Origin of the sequence: Allobosea sp. ASV33, from assembly GCF_016428755.1 — a bacterium.
Taxonomy (GTDB): Bacteria; Pseudomonadota; Alphaproteobacteria; order Rhizobiales; family Beijerinckiaceae; genus Allobosea.
Genome location: NZ_JAELTI010000007.1, coordinates 52362 through 68896, shown reverse-complemented (window position 1 = coordinate 68896; position 16535 = coordinate 52362). Strand labels below are relative to the sequence as shown.

Genomic DNA, 16535 nt, shown 5'->3' with positions numbered 1-16535 from the left:
CTTCCGCCGCGGCTGCAACCACGCGAGACATCGGGGCATCGCCATGGACCTGTCGGATTGGAAGGGCGTTCCGCGCCCGGAGCGGACCGTGCTGGAGGGGCGCTATGCCCGGCTGGAGCCGCTCGATCCCATGAGGCACGGCGAGGACCTGCTCGCCTCCGCCCGCGAGCCCGGCGCCGACGACCGCTTCCGCTACCTGTTCGAGGAGGCTCCGGCAGACCGCGCCGCCTTCAGCCCCTGGCTGGACAAGGCCGCCGCCTCGGCCGACCCGCTGTTCTTCGCGGTGATCGACAAGCGCACCGGGCGGGCGGAAGGCCGGCAGGCGCTGATGCGGATCGATGCCGTGCATGGCGTGATCGAGATCGGCAGCATCCTCTGGGGGCCGGCCATCGCCCGCAGCCGCGTGGCGACGGAAGCGCTCTATCTCTTCGCGCGCTACACCTTCGACACGCTGGGCTATCGGCGGTTCGAGTGGAAATGCAACGATCTCAACGCGCCGTCGAAGCGGGCGGCAGAGCGCTTCGGCTTCACCCCGGAGGGCGTCTTCCGGCAGCACATGGTCACGAAGGGCCGCAACCGCGACACCGCCTGGTTCGCGATGGTCGATGCCGACTGGCCGCGGCTCAAAGCCGGTTACGACGCCTGGCTGGCGCCCGGGAATTTCGACGAGAACGGCCAGCAGCGCGCCAGGCTCGGCTTCGGCTGAGACTCGCTGGCGGTCGATTTTTTAGAAATGCGGAGTCGGGGCCGGCCGCTCCGCCCCTTTTTGAAGGGACTGGCGCAAGAGAGGATGCGTCTCGGGATGAAATGGCAGGAACGGGTGCCTGCCACCCGATGCATCCATCTCGGCCCGGTTCATCAGGATGATTTTGTAGAGGACACCGGATTTCGCATAGCCGTCCCTGGGAGACGGCTCGACGATACCGTCGGCGATGAACAAGCGCCGGTGAAACTTTTGATCGGCCTCGAACGCGACGATCATGCGCTGTGTCTGTGGCCCGAAATAGCCGTCGACTTTGATGTCGCGGCTGCTTTCGACCGGCCCCAATGCCGGGGTGGCACGCGTGAAGTTGGCAAGCTTCATGAGCGTCTGCACCAGCATGACATCATCGCGCACATTGGCCATTTTCGGCCCGACGGGGAATGAGACATTGTAGATCTGGGGCATGCCGATCAGGTTGATCTGCATCGTGTAGGCCATCCCGCATCCTCCCATGGGCGCGTGCCACGCTACACGACCGCGTTCCCCGGCATGCGCGAAACAAAGGACTACCCCTTTGGGCTGGACTCGCGCCTCAGTCGAGCCGTTCGGCCCAGGCGAAGGCCGCCTCCGCCATGGTCCGGAGATGGTCGGCGGCCGAGAAACCGGAAATCCGCTTGCGGGGTTTCAGGTCGTGATCGCCGTCTTCCAGCCAGAGCATCTCGATCGCCGGTGAAAGCGCGTAGGTCGAGACCTCCTCCCGGGTGCCGAACGGGTCCCGCGTTCCCTGCACGATCAGGGCCGGCGCCTTCAGATCGGCAAGATGCCCGGTGCGCAACTGCTGCGGCTTGTCGGGCGGATGAAAGGGATAGCCCAGGCAGAGCAATCCCTGGATCCGGCCCTCCGCGAACAGCGCATCGGCCACGAGGCTCGCGACCCGTCCGCCCATCGACTTACCGCCGATGATCAGCTTTCCATCGGCGCCCAGCGCATCGATCGCGGCGAGATATTGCGGATTGAGCGTTTCGGCGCGCGGCGGCGGCGCGCGCCCTCCCGTTCGCCGCGCCGCCATATAGTCGAATTCGAACCGAGCGATGCGAAAGCCAGCCTCGGCCAGCGCCTGCGCGCTCGCCGTCATCGATGGCGAATCCATCGGCGCACCGGCTCCATGCGCCAGCAGGACGGTCATCTCGGCCCGGTCGGGGCCGTCGAAAAGAAACATCGCTCTGCCCTGCCTCATCGAGCCGAATGGCTGGAGCTCCAGCATTGCCCCAGGCCTTTGTCCTATCGCATTTTCTTCACGCGAACCGGCGTCCGCTTCGCTCGAGACTGCTCCAGATCGCCTCCGTCACGTTCGATAGGTCGCGCCGCAGCCTCTCAAGTGCCGCAGAACGTCGCCAGCACGCGCTCGTGCATCTCCGGCGGCCGGGCATGATCCTCACGGCCCGGCTGCGCCTCGAAGGGCCGCGCGAGAACCGCGAGTAAGGTCTCGAACGGGCCGAGATCGTCGCGTTCAACGGCAGCCTCGATCGCCGCCTCGATCAGATGGTTGCGCGGGATGAACAGCGGATTGGCGTGCAGCATCGCCTCCCGGCGCGCATCGGTCGAGGCCTGCTCCCGTGACAGGCGCTGGCGCCAGCGCCCCTCCCAGGCGTCGAACGCAGCCGGGTCGCCGAACAGGCTGCGGCAGGCATCCGCTCCCTCCTCCGTGGGCGCCTCGCTCAGGCGCCGGAAGACCAGCGTGAAATCGGCCTCGCCCTGCTGCATCGCGTCTAGCAACGCCTTGATAAGCTCGACATCCTCCGCCTCTTCCGTGGCGAGGCCGAGCTTGCGGCGGAAGCCCGCGATCAGATGCGCCTGGAATTGCGGATCGAAGCGGTCGAGCGCGGCCTGTGCGATCGGCACGGCCTTGTCGATGTCGTCGTCGAGCAGCGGCAGCAGCGTCTCCGCGAAACGGGTGAGGTTCCAGCGGGCGATCGGCGGCTGGTTGGCATAGGCATAGCGGCCACGCTCGTCGATCGAGCTGAACACCGTCGTCGGATGATAGGCATCCATGAAAGCGCAGGGCCCGTAATCGATGGTCTCGCCAGCGATCGACATGTTGTCGGTATTCATCACCCCGTGGATGAAGCCAATCGTCATCCATTGCGCCACCAGCGCGGCCTGCGCGGCGATCACCGCCTCGAGCAGGGCGAGATGGCGCCCCTCGCCGGCGCAGGCCGGATAATGCCTGGCGATGACGTGGTCGGCGAGCAGGCGCAGGGCCTCGACATCGCCGCGCGCGGCGAAGAACTGGAAGGTGCCGATCCGGATATGGCTGGAGGCGACGCGGGTGAGCACGGCGCCGGGCAGCAAGGTCTCGCGCCGGACGGCCTCGCCCGTCAGCACCGCGGCGAGCGCGCGCGTCGTCGGGACGCCGAGCGCCGCCATCGCCTCGCTGACGATATATTCGCGCAGCACCGGTCCGAGCGCCGCCCGGCCGTCGCCACGGCGCGAGAACGGCGTCGGCCCCGCACCCTTGAGCTGGATATCGTGGCGCCGCCCGTTGCGGTCGATAACCTCGCCGAGCAGGATCGCGCGCCCGTCGCCGAGCTGCGGGCTGAAGCCGCCGAATTGATGGCCGGCATAGGCGGTCGCGATCGAAGCGGCGCCGGCCGGTAGGGCGTTACCCGAGAGCATCGCAACGCCCTCCGGCCCCTTCAGCCAATCGGGATCGAGCCCAAGCCGCGAGGCGAGCGGTTCGTTCAGCCGGATCACCCGGGGCGCAGCGACGGCGGTCGGGGCGACCGCGGCATAGAAGCGCTCAGGCAGGCGCGCATAGGAATTGTCGAAAGCGATCGGGTTCATCGATCGAAGATAGGCACGGCAGGCCGGCGCGCAACACGGAACTACCGCTGAGGCCTCAAGGCCGGCCGGCGTCGCGGTACCCTCTCAGGCCTTCAGGTGGAACGTCACCAGCACGGTGATCTCGGCGCCATCCGGCAGCGTCGCGGCGACCCGCAGGAAATTGCCGAAATGCGCGAGGCGCTGAAAGGTGACGGCATCCTTCGCCGACGGCAGGTCGAATTCAGAGCCCTCATGGCACCAGTGGATGCCATCGGCGGAAATCTCGACCCGCGCCTTCGGCAGCCGTCCCTTGGGCTGCTTCAGCGCCCGCACGAAGACGATCGCCTCCTTCGCCCAGCCGGCCTCATAAGGCTCGGTCGCGCTTTCGGCCGTCCAGCTTTCGTTGCGGGCGACGACGGCGGTCAGGTTCTCGGGCAACATCAGAAATCCCCCGACAGGCAGACGGAGTCGAGATAGGCGAAGGCGCGCTTGTCGGTATCCGTCTCGGCGAAGAAAGCCAGGTTCAGCATGCACCACAGGTTCTTCATCGCGGGGATGCGGATGCAGTCGTAGCCGTCCATGGCGAAGACCCGGTCGTTGACCTGGAAGCGCGTCGCCTGCATCGCGGCGAGGTCGAAATCGAAGCGCAGATAGTGCCAGTTCACCTTGGTCGGAATCTCGTTATAGCAGAGTCGTTGCTCGCCGCCGGGCAGGTCCTCCCAGTCCTCGGGAGCGAGATGGTAATGCGTGATCGTCTTCCCGGCGGTGCCGATCGGCTTGATCGGCGTCGTCTTGCGCTTGAACTGCCATTTCTGGATGTGCTGGCCGTCCTGCGCGTTGAGAAAGCGCAGATGCGGCATCACCCGGTCGCCCGGCCCTGAGGTGTCGCCGATCTGGAGATCATAGAGGAAACCGAAGGAGCGGATATCGGTCTCCGAGAGCGCAAGCTCCGTCGCCTCCGGCTTGAAGGTGAAATAGGCCTCCAGCCGGATCGGCCCGGCCTTGCGGAAGGTCAGGCGCTTGATCGCGACGTTCTGCGCGCCCTTTTTCGGGCGGGTGGCGATCTTCAAGGCATAGGAGCCGTCGACACCGCCATGCGAACCGAAATCCCAGTTCGGCAGGGTCGAGAGCATGGCGTGGCTGTGTTGGGCATAGCCCGGCAGCATCGCGTCCAGCGTATCCTCGTAATTGCCGACGAGCTGGGTCCAGCCGCACATGCCGCGGTCGAAATCGTCGAGGCAGATGATCCGCGGCAGGGGATCGAACCGGCTGAGCTGCGGATCGCTCTCGCGAATGGCGCGTCTGAGATCGTCGAGCCGGGAATCTGATGGGTTCATGGCTTATCCCTTCACGGCGCCGGCGGTGAGACCCGCCACGAGATGTTTCTGCATGAGGATGACGAAGGCGAGCACCGGTACGAGCTGCACGGTGGAGGCTGCGAAGAGCACGCCCCACTCGACGCCTTCGACGGCGCCGATCATCTCGGAGATCACCAGCGGCGCCGTCTTGGCCTTGGTCGTCGTGAAGATAAAGGCGAAGAGGAACTCGTTCCAGGCGTAGACGATGACGAAGACCGAGACCGCCAGCATGCCCTGCGCCGCCATCGGCAGGATGACCCGCATGATGATCTGGAACTGCGAGGCGCCGTCCATCATCGCGGCCTCGTCGAGCTCGCGCGGGATCTGGTCGATGAAGGTGCGCATCACCACCGTGCCCAACGAGACGAAGAAGGTCGCGTAGAGCACGATCAGCACGAAATGCGTGTCGTTGAGTCCGAGCCAGTTCACCACCGGGAAGAGCGGCAGCGTGATCACGATCGGCGGGATCAGGCGGATGAAGATCAGGAAGAAGGCCGAGGCCTGCAAGCCGCGTGAGGCGAAGCGCGAATAGGCGAAGCCGGCGAGCAGCGAGACGCCGACCGCGAGCAGCGTCGCGCCAACCGTGACGAGGAAGCTGTTCCACAGACCGAAGAAGAAGTCGCCCCAGCGGCTCCAGAGCGCCTGATAGTTCGCCAGCGTCGGCGCGAAGGAAAAGGTGCCGGTGGTCGAGAAGATGTCGCGGTCGGACTTGAACGACGACATCGCGATCAGCCCGATCGGCACCAGCGACCAGGCGACGACCGCGAGCACGCCGACGAGCTTCAGGAGATGGCGAAGCAGCTTAGGCACGCGCGAACATCTCCCGGTAGAGCCGGCGCAGGTAGAACAGCGCGAGCAGGAGCGAGGCGAGCACCAGCAGCCATCCGGTGGCGGCAGCCGAGCCGAAGGCGTTGTAGCGGAAGGCCTCGAGGTAGAGATAGACCGCCATCACCTCGGTCGAGCGCGCCGGACCGCCGCCGGTCATCAGCCAGACCTCGGAGAACAACCGGAAGGCGAAGATATAGCGGAACAGCGCGGCGATCAGGAGCGCCGGCATCAAGAGCGGCAGCGTGATGCGGCGGAACGAGGTCCAGGCCGAGGCGCCGTCGATCGAGGCCGCCTCGTAGAGATCGCTGGGGATCGAGAGCCGCGCCGCATAGAGGATGATGAACGAAAAGGGCAGGTGCAGCCAGATCGAGAGCAGGCTGACCATGGCAAGCCCATTGCTCGGATTCACCGCCCATTCGATCGGCGGCAGGCCGATCGTGGCGAGAAGCCGGCTCATCATTCCGACATCGGGCTCGAACAGGTAGCGCCACATCACCACTGCCGAGACCTCGCTCACCGCATAGGGCGCCAGCACGATGGCGAGAAGGAGCGCGCGCAACGGCACGCCGGACGCGAAGAACAAGGCCATGCCGAGCCCGATCAGCAGTTCGACATGCACGACGATGGCGACGACGATGATTGTGTTGAGCAGCGCCTTCCAGAAATAAGGATCGGCCAGCACCTTCGCGTAATTCGCGAGGCCGACGAAGGTCGCCGCCTGTCCGAATGACGACTGGTTGAGACTCAGCCAGAACACATAGATCGCCGGCAGGAAGATGATTCCGCCGATCATCAACTGGACCGGCGTGACCAGCGCGATCGCGGAGAGAGGCGTGCGCGTGGTCATGGGCGCACTCGCGATTCAACCGCAACCCACACCCGTCGTCCAAACCACGCCGTCATCCCGGGCAAGCGAAGCGCAGACCCGGGATGACGCAGAGGTTCGTGAGTGCAATGGATGGAGGATTGAACGCACCTCATCATCTGCCTCACGCGATCCTGAAGCGCGCGAGCGCCTCGCGGTCGATCTCGATGCCGAGGCCCGGCCCCTGCGGAATGGCGAGCTTACCGTCGATCAGTTGCGAGCCCTCGCCGACGAGCGGCCGCGTGAACGCGTCACGCAGCGGGTTCTCGTAGACCATGCATTCGAAGGTGCGGAAGCTTTCCGCCGCAGCCGCCAATTGCAGGCTCGCGGCGACGCAGATCGCGCCGGACCAGCCGACATGCGGCGCATAGTCCGTGTTGAAGGTCGCGGCGAGCTCGGCGATGCGCCAGGTCTCGGTGATGCCGCCCGAGCGTGTCACATCCGGTTGAATCAGCCCGAGCGAGCGGTCCTGCAGCATGGTCAACGCCTCGCCCGCAACGAAATCGCTCTCGCCGGCCGCTAGCCGGATCGGCAGATGCTGCGCGAGCCGCCGGTAGCCCTCGCGATCATGCGGGGCGATCGGCTCCTCGAAGAAGCCATAGCCGAGATCGGCGAGCGCCCGCCCGACGATCATCGCGTCGTCGACGTCATAGGCCCAGTTCGCATCGACATAGAGGGCTATATCGTCACCGGCGAGCCGGCGAATGAGCTTCGCGCGCGCCACCGCATCGCGCAGGGGATGGCCGAGCTTGACCTTGATCTCGCGGAAGCCGGCCTTGAGCGCCGCAGCCACCTCCGCCTCGACCGTCGCATCGTCGAGCCAGTTGATCGACGAGGCATAGGCCGCAACCTCCTTGCGACCCATGCCGCCGAGCAGACGGTGGATCGGCTGGCCAGCCTGTTTCCCCGCAATATCCCACAGCGCGATATCGACCGCCGCGATCGCCTCGACGACCTGCCCGCCGGGGCGGCCCGAAAGCGCGGCACGCATCGCCTTCCACAGCGCGCGCCGGTCGGCGCCATCGCGCCCGATCAGACGCGGCACCAGCGCATCCTCGATGAAGCGCGCATAGCCGGCCGCACCGCGCCGGCACAGCCCTTCGCCGAAGCCGACCGTGCCGTCCTCGGTCTCGACCTCGACCACGACCAGCTCGATCGCCGGGTAGTCGCCCTGCGAGGTCCGCTGGACCTTGGGCAGCGTCGCCCGCAGCGGATGGACATCAATTCTGGCGATGCGGCTGGCCGACATCAGGCATACCCCTCCCGAGGCGCGTCGTCGAGCGACGTCTACTTATCTGATAGGTTGAACAGTTGCCAAGGAACGCTGCATCTGTCAATGATCTCCACCGGAGGATATTGATGAGCGATCTCGCCCGTGCCGTGCTGGATGCAGACGACCCGTTCGCGGGCGGCGATGTCGTGCCGATGCGCCTTGGCGATGCCGTGATCCAGCGCATCACGCAGGCGATCCATGAGGGGCGGCTGAAGCCCGGCGATTCCCTGCCTTCGGAAGCGCGCATCGCGGCCGCCTTCGGCGTCAGCAAGCCGATCGCGCGCGAGGCCATCCGCCAGCTCGCAGCGATGGGCGTCGTCCATATCCAGCAGGGCAAGCCGACGCGGGTGCAGGCGCTGGACGCGGCGCCGCTCGACCGCTTCTACCGCTTCGCCGTGCGCGGACGCGCCAATGGCCTGACCGAGGCCGTGGAGCTGCGCCGCATCCTCGAGCCGCCGATCGCCGCCCACAGCGCCGAGCGCCGCTCGGCCGGGGATATCGAGAAACTCGACCTCATTCTCGCCCGGATGGAAGACGCGCTGGGCAACGTGCCCCGCTGGATCGAAGCCGATCTCGACTTCCATGAGGCCGTCGCGGCCTCCTCCGGCAATCGCCTGCTCGATTTCCAGATCCGGGGCCTCCGGCCCGTCATCCGCGAGGTCATGGAGATCTTCAATTCGCGCGAAGCCCGCGGCCCCGCGGACTGGCAGCAAACCTTCGCGCGCCATGTCCGCGTCGTCGCGGCGATCCGTGCGGGCGATGCCGTCGCGGCGGCTGGCGCCATGAACAAGCATTTCGAAGCGGCAGAAGCCGCCATCGCGGAACTCGCGAGCCACAGGGAGGATCAACATGAGCCAAGGGGCGACACTCGACCGTAGGCAATTCGGCGCCGGCATCCTCGGACTGAGCTTTGCCGGGCTGGGCCACGCCGCGCAGGCGCAGAACGGCCCGTTCAACGTCTTCACCCATCGCGTCATGCAGACGGTCGCGACCGGCGCGCAGGGCGGCGATATCACCAGGGACTGGGCGCAGAAGAACGGCGTCACCGTCCAGTGGACGACCTTCGACACCGGCCCCTTGCAGGAGCGCCTCTTCCGCGAGGCGAGCCTCGGCGAGACCTCGGTCGATGTCGGCTTCGTCGTCAATACGCAGGTCGTGCCGCGCGCCGCGAGCCTGTTCGAACCGCTCGACGATTACCTCAGGAAGGACCCGGTCGAGGACGTCCCGGACATCTTCCCCGGCCTGATGGAGGGCATGAAGGTCGGCGGAAAGCAGCTCGCCATCCCGTTCCGCCACGCCTCCTCCGGCCTGCACTACAATGAGGAGATCCTGGCCGAGAAGGGCTTCTCCAAGCCGCCCGCCACGATCGAGGAAATGATCGAGATTGCCCGGGCCTGCAGCTATCGCCGCGCCGACGGCACGCAGGTCGTCGGCTTGTGCACGCCGGGCGTGACCTACCCCAACGTGATCGATCTCGCCCGCGCCTGGGACGGCGAATTCATCACGCCGGATTTCAAATGTGTCGCCGACCAGCCGCCGATGCTGAACGCGATCAAGACGCTGCGCGAGCTCTTCCAGGCCAATGCCTTCCCGCGGAATTTCGCGACGCTCTCGCCCGAGGACGTCAATGTCTGGATGCAGCAGGGCCGCGCCGCGATGAGCCTCCAGAGCATGGGCCGCAACCGCATCTACAACGACCTGCAGAAGTCGAAATTCCCCGGCAAGATCAAGACGATCGCCGTGCCCGCCTCGAAGACGCTGGCCGGCAAGTACGACGCCGCGCCGGCCAAGGTCGAGTTCTGGGGCATGGTCATCCCGAAGAACGCCAGGCGCAAGGACCTCGCCTGGAGCTTCATCAAGGCGATGGCCTCGAAGGAGGCGACGCTAAAGGCAGCCCTCAACGGCAACGGCCCGGTTCGCGCCTCGACCTATGCCGACCAGGGCTTTGCGGGAACCGTGCCCTATGCCGCCGAGGAATTGAAGGTGCTGAAGGTCGCGCGCGTGCCGATGCCGGCCTTCGACGAGGCGGCGCGCGCCGGCGACCTGTTCAAGGAAGAGGCGGAAGCCGCCGTGCTCGGCATGAAGACGCCGGAGGAGGCGATGGCCTCGCTGGTCAAGCGCGTCCAGCCGCTTCTGCCGGCCTGAACGATCGAGAAAACGGGGCGCATAGACGCCCGAAAATAATCACCGGAGGACATTCGATGACATCCCGCATCTCGCGCCGCCGGTTCGGTGCGCTCGCCGGCGCCGCAGCCGCCTCGGCTCTTCTTCCGCGCAGCGCTTTTGCCCAAGCCAAGACGCTGACCGCGCTCGGCCACCGCGTCCATCAGAATGCCGCGACGACCGGCCCCGGCGGCGACGCGACTGAAGCCTTCCGCAAAGCCAGCGGGGCCGACGTGAACTGGGTCACCTTCGGCGACGTCAACGCCGTGCATGAGCGGCTGCTGCGCGAGGCTTCGCTGTCGGAGACCTCGATCGACGTCGCCTATCTCGTCAACGGCCGCGCCGTGCCACGCAATCTCCAGCTCTTCGAGCCGCTCGATGCGCTGATGAAGCAGGCGCCGATCGAGGCCTTCGACGATTTCGCGCCGGGCCTGCTCGCGCCGCTCAAGGTCGGCGATGCCCTGCACGGCATCCCCGTGCGCCACGCGACCAATGCCCTGATCTATAACGAGGCCCTGCTGGAAGAGCGTGGCGTCACCAAGCTGCCGACGACATTCGAGGAGTTGACGGAACTCGCCCGCAAGCTCACCTTCAAGCGCGAGGACGGCACGCAGGTCTACGGCCTCGCCTTCACGGCCGTCTTCGCCTCGAACTTCCTGACGCTCGCCCGCTGCCTCGGCGGCGATTACATGACGACCGATGGCAAGATCGTCGCGGCCGAGCCGCCGATGGTGAAGGCGCTCACCCTGCTCGCCGATTTCTACAAGGCCGGCGTGCTGCCGCGGAATTTCGCGACGGTGAACAACGAGGAGATCACCACCTGGATGCAGCAGGGCCGGGCGGCGATGACCATCAATCCCTTCGCACGGCTCGTCACCTACAACGATCCGTCCAAGGGCAAGTACGGCGGCAGGTTCAAGTCGCTGCTGCCGCCGATGGCGGCCGATCTCGTCGGCAAGGTCGCCTTCGCGCCGACGACCGAATTCTGGGCGCTGATGATCCCGAAGAACGCCAAGCAGAAGCCGCTGAGCTGGGAATTCATCCGCACGCTCTCCTCCAAGGCCGGCACCACCGCCATGGCGCTGAACGGCAACGGCCCGGTCCGCATCTCGACCTATGCCGACGAGAAGCTGAAGGCAGCGATGCCTTATGCCGCCGACGAGGCCGCCGCGCTCAAGGCCTCGCGCATCCATCTGCCGGCCTTCGACGAGCAGGCCCGCGCGCATGACATCTTCATCGAGGAAACCCAGGCCGCCGTGCTCGGCCGCAAGCCGCCGCAGCAGGCGATGGACGATGCGACGGCCCGCGTGAAGCCGCTGCTCGGCTGATGGCTGGAGCGCTTACGGGCCGCGTCGCCCTCGTCACCGGCGCGGCGCGCGGCATCGGCCTGGCGATCGCGACGCGCCTCGCCGAGGCTGGAGCGCATGCGATCATCCATGACCGGGACGCCTTAGCGGCCGATACGGCGGTGACCGATCTGCTCACCCGAGGCCTCGCGGCCACGGCCCTGATCGCCGATCTCGCCGAGGCCACGGCTCCCGCTGCGATGGCGGCGGAGCTGAAGGCGAAGGGAAGCGAGCCCGATATCCTTGGGCTCTGCGCCTCCGTCGAAATGCTGGAGACCTGGGATGCGATCTCCGAGGCCGCGATGACCGCGCAGACCCAGATCAACCTGCATGCGACCGCGCGGCTGCTGCAATCCTTCCTGCCGGGCATGCTGGCGCGCGGCTTCGGCCGGGTGATCGCGATCGGCAGCGTGCAGGAGGCGCGGCCCAACCCAACCCACTTCTACTACGCTGCGACCAAGGTGGCGCAGACCAACATGATCTTGAACCTCGCCCGCACCACGCAGGTGCCGGGCGTCACCTTCAACATCGTCAAGCCCGGCGCGATCCTGACCGACCGCAACCGCGCCGTCCTTGCCCAGCCCGGGCGGGAGGAGCAGGTGCTCGCCCGCATTCCGCTGGGCCGGATCGGCAGCCCCCAGGATTGCGCGGGCATCGCCCTGCTGCTCTGCTCGCCAGAGGGCAGCTATATCAATGGCGCCGAGATCGCCGTGGACGGCGGCTTGCGTCTCTGACCCGCCTCAGGGCCCGACGAGCTGCCCGCCATCGACGACGATGCTCTGGCCGGTGACCCAGCTCGCCCGCTCCGAGGCGAGGAAGAGCACGACCTCGGCGATCTCCTCCGGCTTGCCCATCCGCCCGAAGGGGATCGTTGCCAGCGTCGCGTTGTAGAGCTCGGGATTAGAGGTCTTGCGGTTCTCCCAGGAGCCGCCGGGAAACTCGATCGAGCCCGGCGCGACGCAGTTCACGCGGATGCCCTTGCGCGCCAACATCTTCGCCTGGCTGCCCGTGTAGTGCATCACCGCCGCCTTGATCGCGCCATAGGGCGCCGAGCGCGCCGAGGCGCGCAGGGCCGAGATCGACGAGATGTTCACGATCGACGAGCCCGGCTGGAGATGCGGGATCGCCGCATGGCTGCCGCGGACCACCGCCATCATGTCGACGCTGAGCGAGGCGGCCCAGCCGTCCTCGTCATCGGTCTGGCCGAACCCCGAGGCATTGTTGACGAGGATATCGAGCCCGCCCAGCGCCTTCACCGCCTGAGGCACATAGGTCTCGATCTGGCCAGCATCGGCGAGATCGACGGTTCCCGCATGGGCTGTGACGCCGAGCGCCTCGATCTCCCGGCGCGTCGCTTCGAGGGTTCCAGCGCTCCGAGCGCAGATCGAGACGGCCGCCCCGCCCGCCGCGAAGCCCAGCGCGATCGAGCGGCCGATGCCGCGGCTGCCGCCCATCACGATCACGCGCTTGCCGGTGAATTCCTTGGCCATGCGGGCCTCTCCCTTCCGATTGGTTCCCGGTCCTTATTGCCGGCGGGAAGGGGCGCGCTTCAAGGCAGGCGGCACGCATGCCGCCCCTGCAAATCCGGGAGGAACCAATGGTCTAGCGATCGCGTGCGACGCGGAATCCGTTGGTGTAGAAGCGCACGTCGGCCTCGTATTTGAAGCGCGCGGCCGAGCGCAGATAGCGCGGATCATTGTTGAACGAGCCCCCGCGCAGCACGCGCTCGCGGCAATTCGCGACCGTATAGGCGCTGCCGTCGCGCGGCGCGCTGCGATAGCTCTCGCTCCAGCAATCGGCGACCCATTCGGCGGCGTTGCCGGCCATGTCGTAGAGGCCGAAGGCATTGGCTGGGAACTGCCCGACCGGCACGGTGTTGCCGCGCTTCTGCTCGTTGCAACCTACGCAATTGGCGCGCTCCTTCTCCGGAGCCTGCCCCCAGGGATAGGTCGTCGTCGTGCCGGCGCGCGCCGCATATTCCCATTCGCTCTCGCTCGGCAGGCGGTAGGCCTTGCCTGTCCGGGCCGAGAGCCAGGCGAGATAGGCATTCGCATCGTTCCAGTGGATATCGGTGACCGGCCGCTTGCCGCGCCCGAGCCCGCGATCATCCGGGCGGTAATTGCAGCCGCCCTGGTCGATGCAGAGATCCCATTCCTCGAAGGTCACCTCGCGCGCGCCGAGATAGAAGCCGCGGATCGTCACCGGATGCACCGGCTTCTCGAACTCGTAGAGATCGTTCGAGCCCATCTGGAAACTGCCGGCGGGGATCGCGACCAGTTCCGGGCAGCCCGCACAATCGCGCTGCGGCGCGCCGGTGGCCGGCTGGGGCGAGGCCGGCGGCGTGGCGACAGCAACGGCGGTGGAAGCAGGCGCGGCCGGGCTCGCGCGATATTCCTGCTCGCGCGTGCGGGCGAGCGGGGCGAAGCGTCCGTTCGGATAGGCATCGAGATAGGCGCGGTATTCCGCGGCGCTGCGGCTGTTGCGGATCGATTCCCAGAAGGCGAGGTCATAGGCCGCATCCTGCGTCGCGCCCGGCGTCTGGGGCGGCGGGATGACGGCGCGGTTGCCGAGCGCCACGGCGACCGGCTGGAAGATCGGCGTGACCAGCAGCCCCTTGGGCGGCTCGGCCGAGAGCCAGACCTGCTGGCTGCGCCGCGTCTCGCGCGAAACCGTGTCCCGCACCTGCTTGACCGCCTGCGCCATCTCCAGCCCCGGTGTCCTGATCGCCTTCAGCCACGCCTCGACGGCGCGATCCGGACCGCCCGGCAGCGGCTTGCCCGGCGCCGTCGGGAACAGCACCGCGATGCCGTCCATCGGTTCGAGCGGGAGCAGCCCCTTGGCGTTGCCCTGCCAGGGATTGTCGCGGCCGGCATCGAGGAAGACCAGCGCGCTCGCCGGCCGGGCGACGATCAAGGGATCGATGATCTCGTCGAGATCGACCGCAGCCTCGGCACCGTTCTGCACTGGCAGCAGGAAGTTGCGGTTCCGCTGCTGCATCGCATGGCCGCTATAGAACACCACGACCTGCGCGCCGCGCCTGAGCTTGCCCGCGAAGCCGGCGATCGCCTGCCGCAACGCGTTGCGATCGGCATTCTCCACGGAAACGACATCGAAGCCGCCGACACTCAAAGCTTGCGCCACGGAGCGCCCCTGCTGCGCGGCGCCAACGATCGGTGCTTCCGGATAGGCCTCGTTGGCGATGACGAGAGCGACGCGCGCGGCCTCCCCCGGCTGCTGGGCAAGGCCGGGCGCGGCCAGCGGCAGCAGGAGGAGAGCGACCAGGACGCGCAACCAGACCATCGCCCGACGGTATCCTTTCCCTCTAGCGGACATTGATCGTGATCTTCTGCGACATCACGGGCGGATTATGCGGCGTATGAGTGTAGTCGCCGAGCAGCAGTTGCAGCGTGTGCCGGCCCTTGGGCAGAGTCACCACCACCTCGGTCTGGCCGTTGCCGAGATGGATGTTGTTGTAGTCGGACGGGATCGGCTGGTCCGGCGGGCCGGGATCGGTGTCGATCAGCAGGTGGTGATGCCCGGTCCGCGCATGATTGACGCCGGCCGGCGCAACGCCCATGCCGCGCAGGCCGATCCGCACGGTGAAGCGCTCCGGCACGCTCAGGCCATCGATCGGGTAATGGAAATAGACCTGCGCGCCCGGCGGCGCGGTTTGGCGCGCTGGCGTCTGCGCGACGGCTTCCGCGGGGAGGCCCTGCCACGCCACCAGCGCTAAAAGGCCGGCGGCTGCGATGCGGGTTCGCGACATCACCGGCGCCTCCTCGCGTTCGGCCCGCCCGGCGCCACGATCACCGTGATGCGCTCCGAGATCACCGGCGGATCGTGCGGCAGATGGTTTTCGTCGGCGAGCAGGAGCTGCAGCGTGTGCCGCCCGTTCGGCAGGGTCACCCGGTATTCGGTCTGGCCGCCGCCGAGATGGATATGGTTGAGATCGGCCGGAATCGGTGCATCGAAAGGCGGCGGCGCGGTATCGACCAGCAGATGATGATGGCCGGTATTCGGCTTGGCGACGCCGGCCGGCGCCACGCCCATGTTGCGCAGGCCGAAGCGGATCGTCGAGGTCGGGTAGATCCGGTCGCCATCCCGCGGATAGACGAAATAGACGGCGGCATCGTTGGGCGAGGGCGTGCGGGCAGTGCCGGCGCCATGGGCATGCAGCGCCGGCTGCGCGGCAGCGACGGGCTGCCCGTCGCCGACGACGCGGACCCGGATGCGCTGCGAGACCACCGGCGGATCATGCGGCACATGCTCGTGATCGCCCATCAGCAATTGCAAGGTGTGTTCGCCCGGCGGCAGCGAGATTTCGGCCTCGGTCTGTCCGCGCCCAAAATGCAGATGGTTGAAGTCGCTGGGAATCTCGCGGTCGAGCGCCGGCAGTTCTGTGTCGACGAGGAGATGGTGGTGGCCGCCATTCGGACTGCTGGTTCCGGCCGGCGTCACTGTGATGCCTTCTGCCCCGAAACGGACCCTGGCATGGCTCGGGATCGTCGCGCCGTCCTGCAAGTCGATGAAGAAGACGCGCGCGCCCGGCGCGGCGACCGAGCGTGGCTTCTCGGCCGGCGTTGCCGGAACCTCGACCGTGATGCGCTCGGACATGATGGGCGGGTCATGCGGCACATGGTTGTGGTCGGCGAAGAGCAGTTGCAGCGTATGCTTGCCCGGCGTCAGCGCGATCTCGGCCTCGGTCTGCCCGCCGCCGAAATGGATATGGTTGAAATCGCTCGGGATCGGCTGGTCGAGCGGCGGCAATTCGGTGTCGATCAACAGATGGTGATGTCCGCCATTGCGCGCCGCCTGCCCGGCCGGGACGACCTCCATGCCGGTGATCGCGAAGCGCACCGTGAGCTTGGCGGGAACCTGCGCCTTGTCGGCGAGACCGATGAAGGAAAGACGCGCGGAGGCAGGGGCCGGGCTGCGCTGCCGGGCGCGCTCCTGCGCCGACGTTCCGGCCAGCGGCATCACCAAGGCCAGACCCAACACGAGAAGCGCCGGCGCAATGCGTAGCATCAGCGTCTTCCTTCCGCGAGAAGATGGACGGAAGGCTATCAGCAGCCATGAGAGCCTTCAAGCAAAACGCCGTCCCGTTTCGATAAAGGACTATGCTTTGTTCTGGAGATGGAGGGGGTCATGCATTAGCATGACGTAGAGGCGGCCGGCT

17 protein-coding genes are annotated in these 16535 nt (G+C 67.0%); 5 read left to right on the top strand and 12 right to left on the bottom strand.

The genetic code is table 11. From position 1 onward, the window contains the following. Positions 1 to 43: 43 nt before the first annotated feature. On the top strand, positions 44 to 706 hold the full coding sequence (locus JHD80_RS03940; RefSeq protein ID WP_199085072.1) for a GNAT family N-acetyltransferase: 663 nt from the start codon (positions 44 to 46) through the stop codon (positions 704 to 706). Between the two features lie 21 nt (positions 707 to 727). On the opposite strand, the gene JHD80_RS03935 is transcribed toward JHD80_RS03940, so the two are convergent. The 8 genes from JHD80_RS03935 to JHD80_RS03900 all read right to left on the bottom strand — a co-directional run bounded on the left by JHD80_RS03935 (position 728) and on the right by JHD80_RS03900 (position 7826). Then, positions 728 to 1201, bottom strand: coding sequence for a peptidoglycan-binding domain-containing protein (locus JHD80_RS03935; protein WP_199085071.1), 474 nt, complete (start codon positions 1199 to 1201; stop codon positions 728 to 730). Positions 1202 to 1295: 94 nt separating this feature from the next. Then, on the bottom strand, positions 1296 to 1922 hold the full coding sequence (locus tag JHD80_RS03930) for an alpha/beta hydrolase family protein (RefSeq protein ID WP_199085070.1): 627 nt from the start codon (positions 1920 to 1922) through the stop codon (positions 1296 to 1298). A gap of 155 nt (positions 1923 to 2077) precedes the next feature. Further along, positions 2078 to 3547: a protein adenylyltransferase SelO gene (locus tag JHD80_RS03925; RefSeq protein WP_199085069.1), complete on the bottom strand. Its 1470-nt coding sequence runs from the start codon at positions 3545 to 3547 to the stop codon at positions 2078 to 2080. A gap of 84 nt (positions 3548 to 3631) precedes the next feature. Then, on the bottom strand, positions 3632 to 3967 hold the full coding sequence (locus JHD80_RS03920) for a hypothetical protein (RefSeq protein ID WP_199085068.1): 336 nt from the start codon (positions 3965 to 3967) through the stop codon (positions 3632 to 3634). Further along, complete coding sequence (locus tag JHD80_RS03915) at positions 3967 to 4863, bottom strand: DUF6772 family protein (protein WP_199085067.1); 897 nt, start codon at positions 4861 to 4863, stop codon at positions 3967 to 3969. The genes JHD80_RS03920 and JHD80_RS03915 overlap by 1 nt, the downstream gene beginning before the upstream one ends. Positions 4864 to 4866: 3 nt before the next feature. Next, positions 4867 to 5694 (bottom strand): carbohydrate ABC transporter permease, encoded by an 828-nt coding sequence (locus JHD80_RS03910; protein WP_349237202.1) that lies wholly within the window; start codon positions 5692 to 5694, stop codon positions 4867 to 4869. Next, a complete protein-coding gene (locus tag JHD80_RS03905) occupies positions 5687 to 6559 on the bottom strand; it encodes a carbohydrate ABC transporter permease (protein WP_199085066.1) in 873 nt (290 codons plus the stop codon). The genes JHD80_RS03910 and JHD80_RS03905 overlap by 8 nt, the downstream gene beginning before the upstream one ends. Before the next feature lie 142 nt (positions 6560 to 6701). After that, positions 6702 to 7826 (bottom strand): mandelate racemase/muconate lactonizing enzyme family protein, encoded by a 1125-nt coding sequence (locus JHD80_RS03900; RefSeq protein ID WP_199085065.1) that lies wholly within the window; start codon positions 7824 to 7826, stop codon positions 6702 to 6704. A 110-nt stretch (positions 7827 to 7936) separates the two neighbouring features. Between JHD80_RS03900 and JHD80_RS03895 the strand changes: the two genes are divergently transcribed. Genes JHD80_RS03895 through JHD80_RS03880 form a run of 4 tightly spaced genes read left to right on the top strand, consistent with a single transcriptional unit; the run spans position 7937 to position 12093 of the window. Next, positions 7937 to 8728, top strand: coding sequence for a FadR/GntR family transcriptional regulator (locus JHD80_RS03895; protein WP_199085064.1), 792 nt, complete (start codon positions 7937 to 7939; stop codon positions 8726 to 8728). Continuing rightward, complete coding sequence (locus tag JHD80_RS03890) at positions 8700 to 9995, top strand: ABC transporter substrate-binding protein (RefSeq protein WP_199085063.1); 1296 nt, start codon at positions 8700 to 8702, stop codon at positions 9993 to 9995. Before JHD80_RS03895 ends, JHD80_RS03890 begins: the two co-directional genes overlap by 29 nt. A 56-nt stretch (positions 9996 to 10051) precedes the next feature. Next, complete coding sequence (locus tag JHD80_RS03885; RefSeq protein WP_199085062.1) at positions 10052 to 11341, top strand: ABC transporter substrate-binding protein; 1290 nt, start codon at positions 10052 to 10054, stop codon at positions 11339 to 11341. Next, positions 11341 to 12093 (top strand): SDR family NAD(P)-dependent oxidoreductase, encoded by a 753-nt coding sequence (locus JHD80_RS03880; RefSeq protein WP_199085061.1) that lies wholly within the window; start codon positions 11341 to 11343, stop codon positions 12091 to 12093. Before JHD80_RS03885 ends, JHD80_RS03880 begins: the two co-directional genes overlap by 1 nt. A gap of 6 nt (positions 12094 to 12099) precedes the next feature. Here JHD80_RS03880 and JHD80_RS03875 read toward each other — a convergent pair whose 3' ends face one another. From JHD80_RS03875 to JHD80_RS28595, 4 genes are all read right to left on the bottom strand, one after another. Beyond that, positions 12100 to 12849, bottom strand: coding sequence for an SDR family NAD(P)-dependent oxidoreductase (locus JHD80_RS03875; RefSeq protein WP_199085060.1), 750 nt, complete (start codon positions 12847 to 12849; stop codon positions 12100 to 12102). A 112-nt stretch (positions 12850 to 12961) separates the two neighbouring features. Further along, positions 12962 to 14659, bottom strand: a complete 1698-nt coding sequence (locus tag JHD80_RS03870) for an SUMF1/EgtB/PvdO family nonheme iron enzyme (protein ID WP_199085059.1) — start codon at positions 14657 to 14659, stop codon at positions 12962 to 12964. Between the two features lie 22 nt (positions 14660 to 14681). Then, the gene (locus JHD80_RS03865; protein WP_199085058.1) at positions 14682 to 15125 is read right to left on the bottom strand and encodes a DUF4399 domain-containing protein; all 444 of its coding nucleotides are present in this window, start codon (positions 15123 to 15125) and stop codon (positions 14682 to 14684) included. Then, positions 15125 to 16384, bottom strand: coding sequence for a DUF4399 domain-containing protein (locus JHD80_RS28595; protein ID WP_248311378.1), 1260 nt, complete (start codon positions 16382 to 16384; stop codon positions 15125 to 15127). Before JHD80_RS28595 ends, JHD80_RS03865 begins: the two co-directional genes overlap by 1 nt. Between the last annotated feature and the right edge of the window lie 151 nt (positions 16385 to 16535).

Bases quoted from the DNA above. Each gene is read 5' to 3' on its own strand.
- JHD80_RS03930 (WP_199085070.1), bottom strand. From the start codon at position 1,922: ATGTTTCTTTTCGACGGCCCCGACCGGGCCGAGATGACCGTCCTGCTG.
- JHD80_RS03885 (WP_199085062.1), top strand. From the start codon at position 10,052: ATGACATCCCGCATCTCGCGCCGCCGGTTCGGTGCGCTCGCCGGCGCC.
- JHD80_RS03915 (WP_199085067.1), bottom strand. From the start codon at position 4,863: ATGAACCCATCAGATTCCCGGCTCGACGATCTCAGACGCGCCATTCGC.
- JHD80_RS28595 (WP_248311378.1), bottom strand. From the start codon at position 16,384: ATGCTACGCATTGCGCCGGCGCTTCTCGTGTTGGGTCTGGCCTTGGTG.
- JHD80_RS03900 (WP_199085065.1), bottom strand. From the start codon at position 7,826: ATGTCGGCCAGCCGCATCGCCAGAATTGATGTCCATCCGCTGCGGGCG.
- JHD80_RS03920 (WP_199085068.1), bottom strand. From the start codon at position 3,967: ATGTTGCCCGAGAACCTGACCGCCGTCGTCGCCCGCAACGAAAGCTGG.
- JHD80_RS03925 (WP_199085069.1), bottom strand. From the start codon at position 3,547: ATGAACCCGATCGCTTTCGACAATTCCTATGCGCGCCTGCCTGAGCGC.
- JHD80_RS03905 (WP_199085066.1), bottom strand. From the start codon at position 6,559: ATGACCACGCGCACGCCTCTCTCCGCGATCGCGCTGGTCACGCCGGTC.
- JHD80_RS03875 (WP_199085060.1), bottom strand. From the start codon at position 12,849: ATGGCCAAGGAATTCACCGGCAAGCGCGTGATCGTGATGGGCGGCAGC.
- JHD80_RS03935 (WP_199085071.1), bottom strand. From the start codon at position 1,201: ATGGCCTACACGATGCAGATCAACCTGATCGGCATGCCCCAGATCTAC.
- JHD80_RS03880 (WP_199085061.1), top strand. From the start codon at position 11,341: ATGGCTGGAGCGCTTACGGGCCGCGTCGCCCTCGTCACCGGCGCGGCG.
- JHD80_RS03890 (WP_199085063.1), top strand. From the start codon at position 8,700: ATGAGCCAAGGGGCGACACTCGACCGTAGGCAATTCGGCGCCGGCATC.
- JHD80_RS03940 (WP_199085072.1), top strand. From the start codon at position 44: ATGGACCTGTCGGATTGGAAGGGCGTTCCGCGCCCGGAGCGGACCGTG.
- JHD80_RS03870 (WP_199085059.1), bottom strand. From the start codon at position 14,659: ATGGTCTGGTTGCGCGTCCTGGTCGCTCTCCTCCTGCTGCCGCTGGCC.
- JHD80_RS03865 (WP_199085058.1), bottom strand. From the start codon at position 15,125: ATGTCGCGAACCCGCATCGCAGCCGCCGGCCTTTTAGCGCTGGTGGCG.
- JHD80_RS03895 (WP_199085064.1), top strand. From the start codon at position 7,937: ATGAGCGATCTCGCCCGTGCCGTGCTGGATGCAGACGACCCGTTCGCG.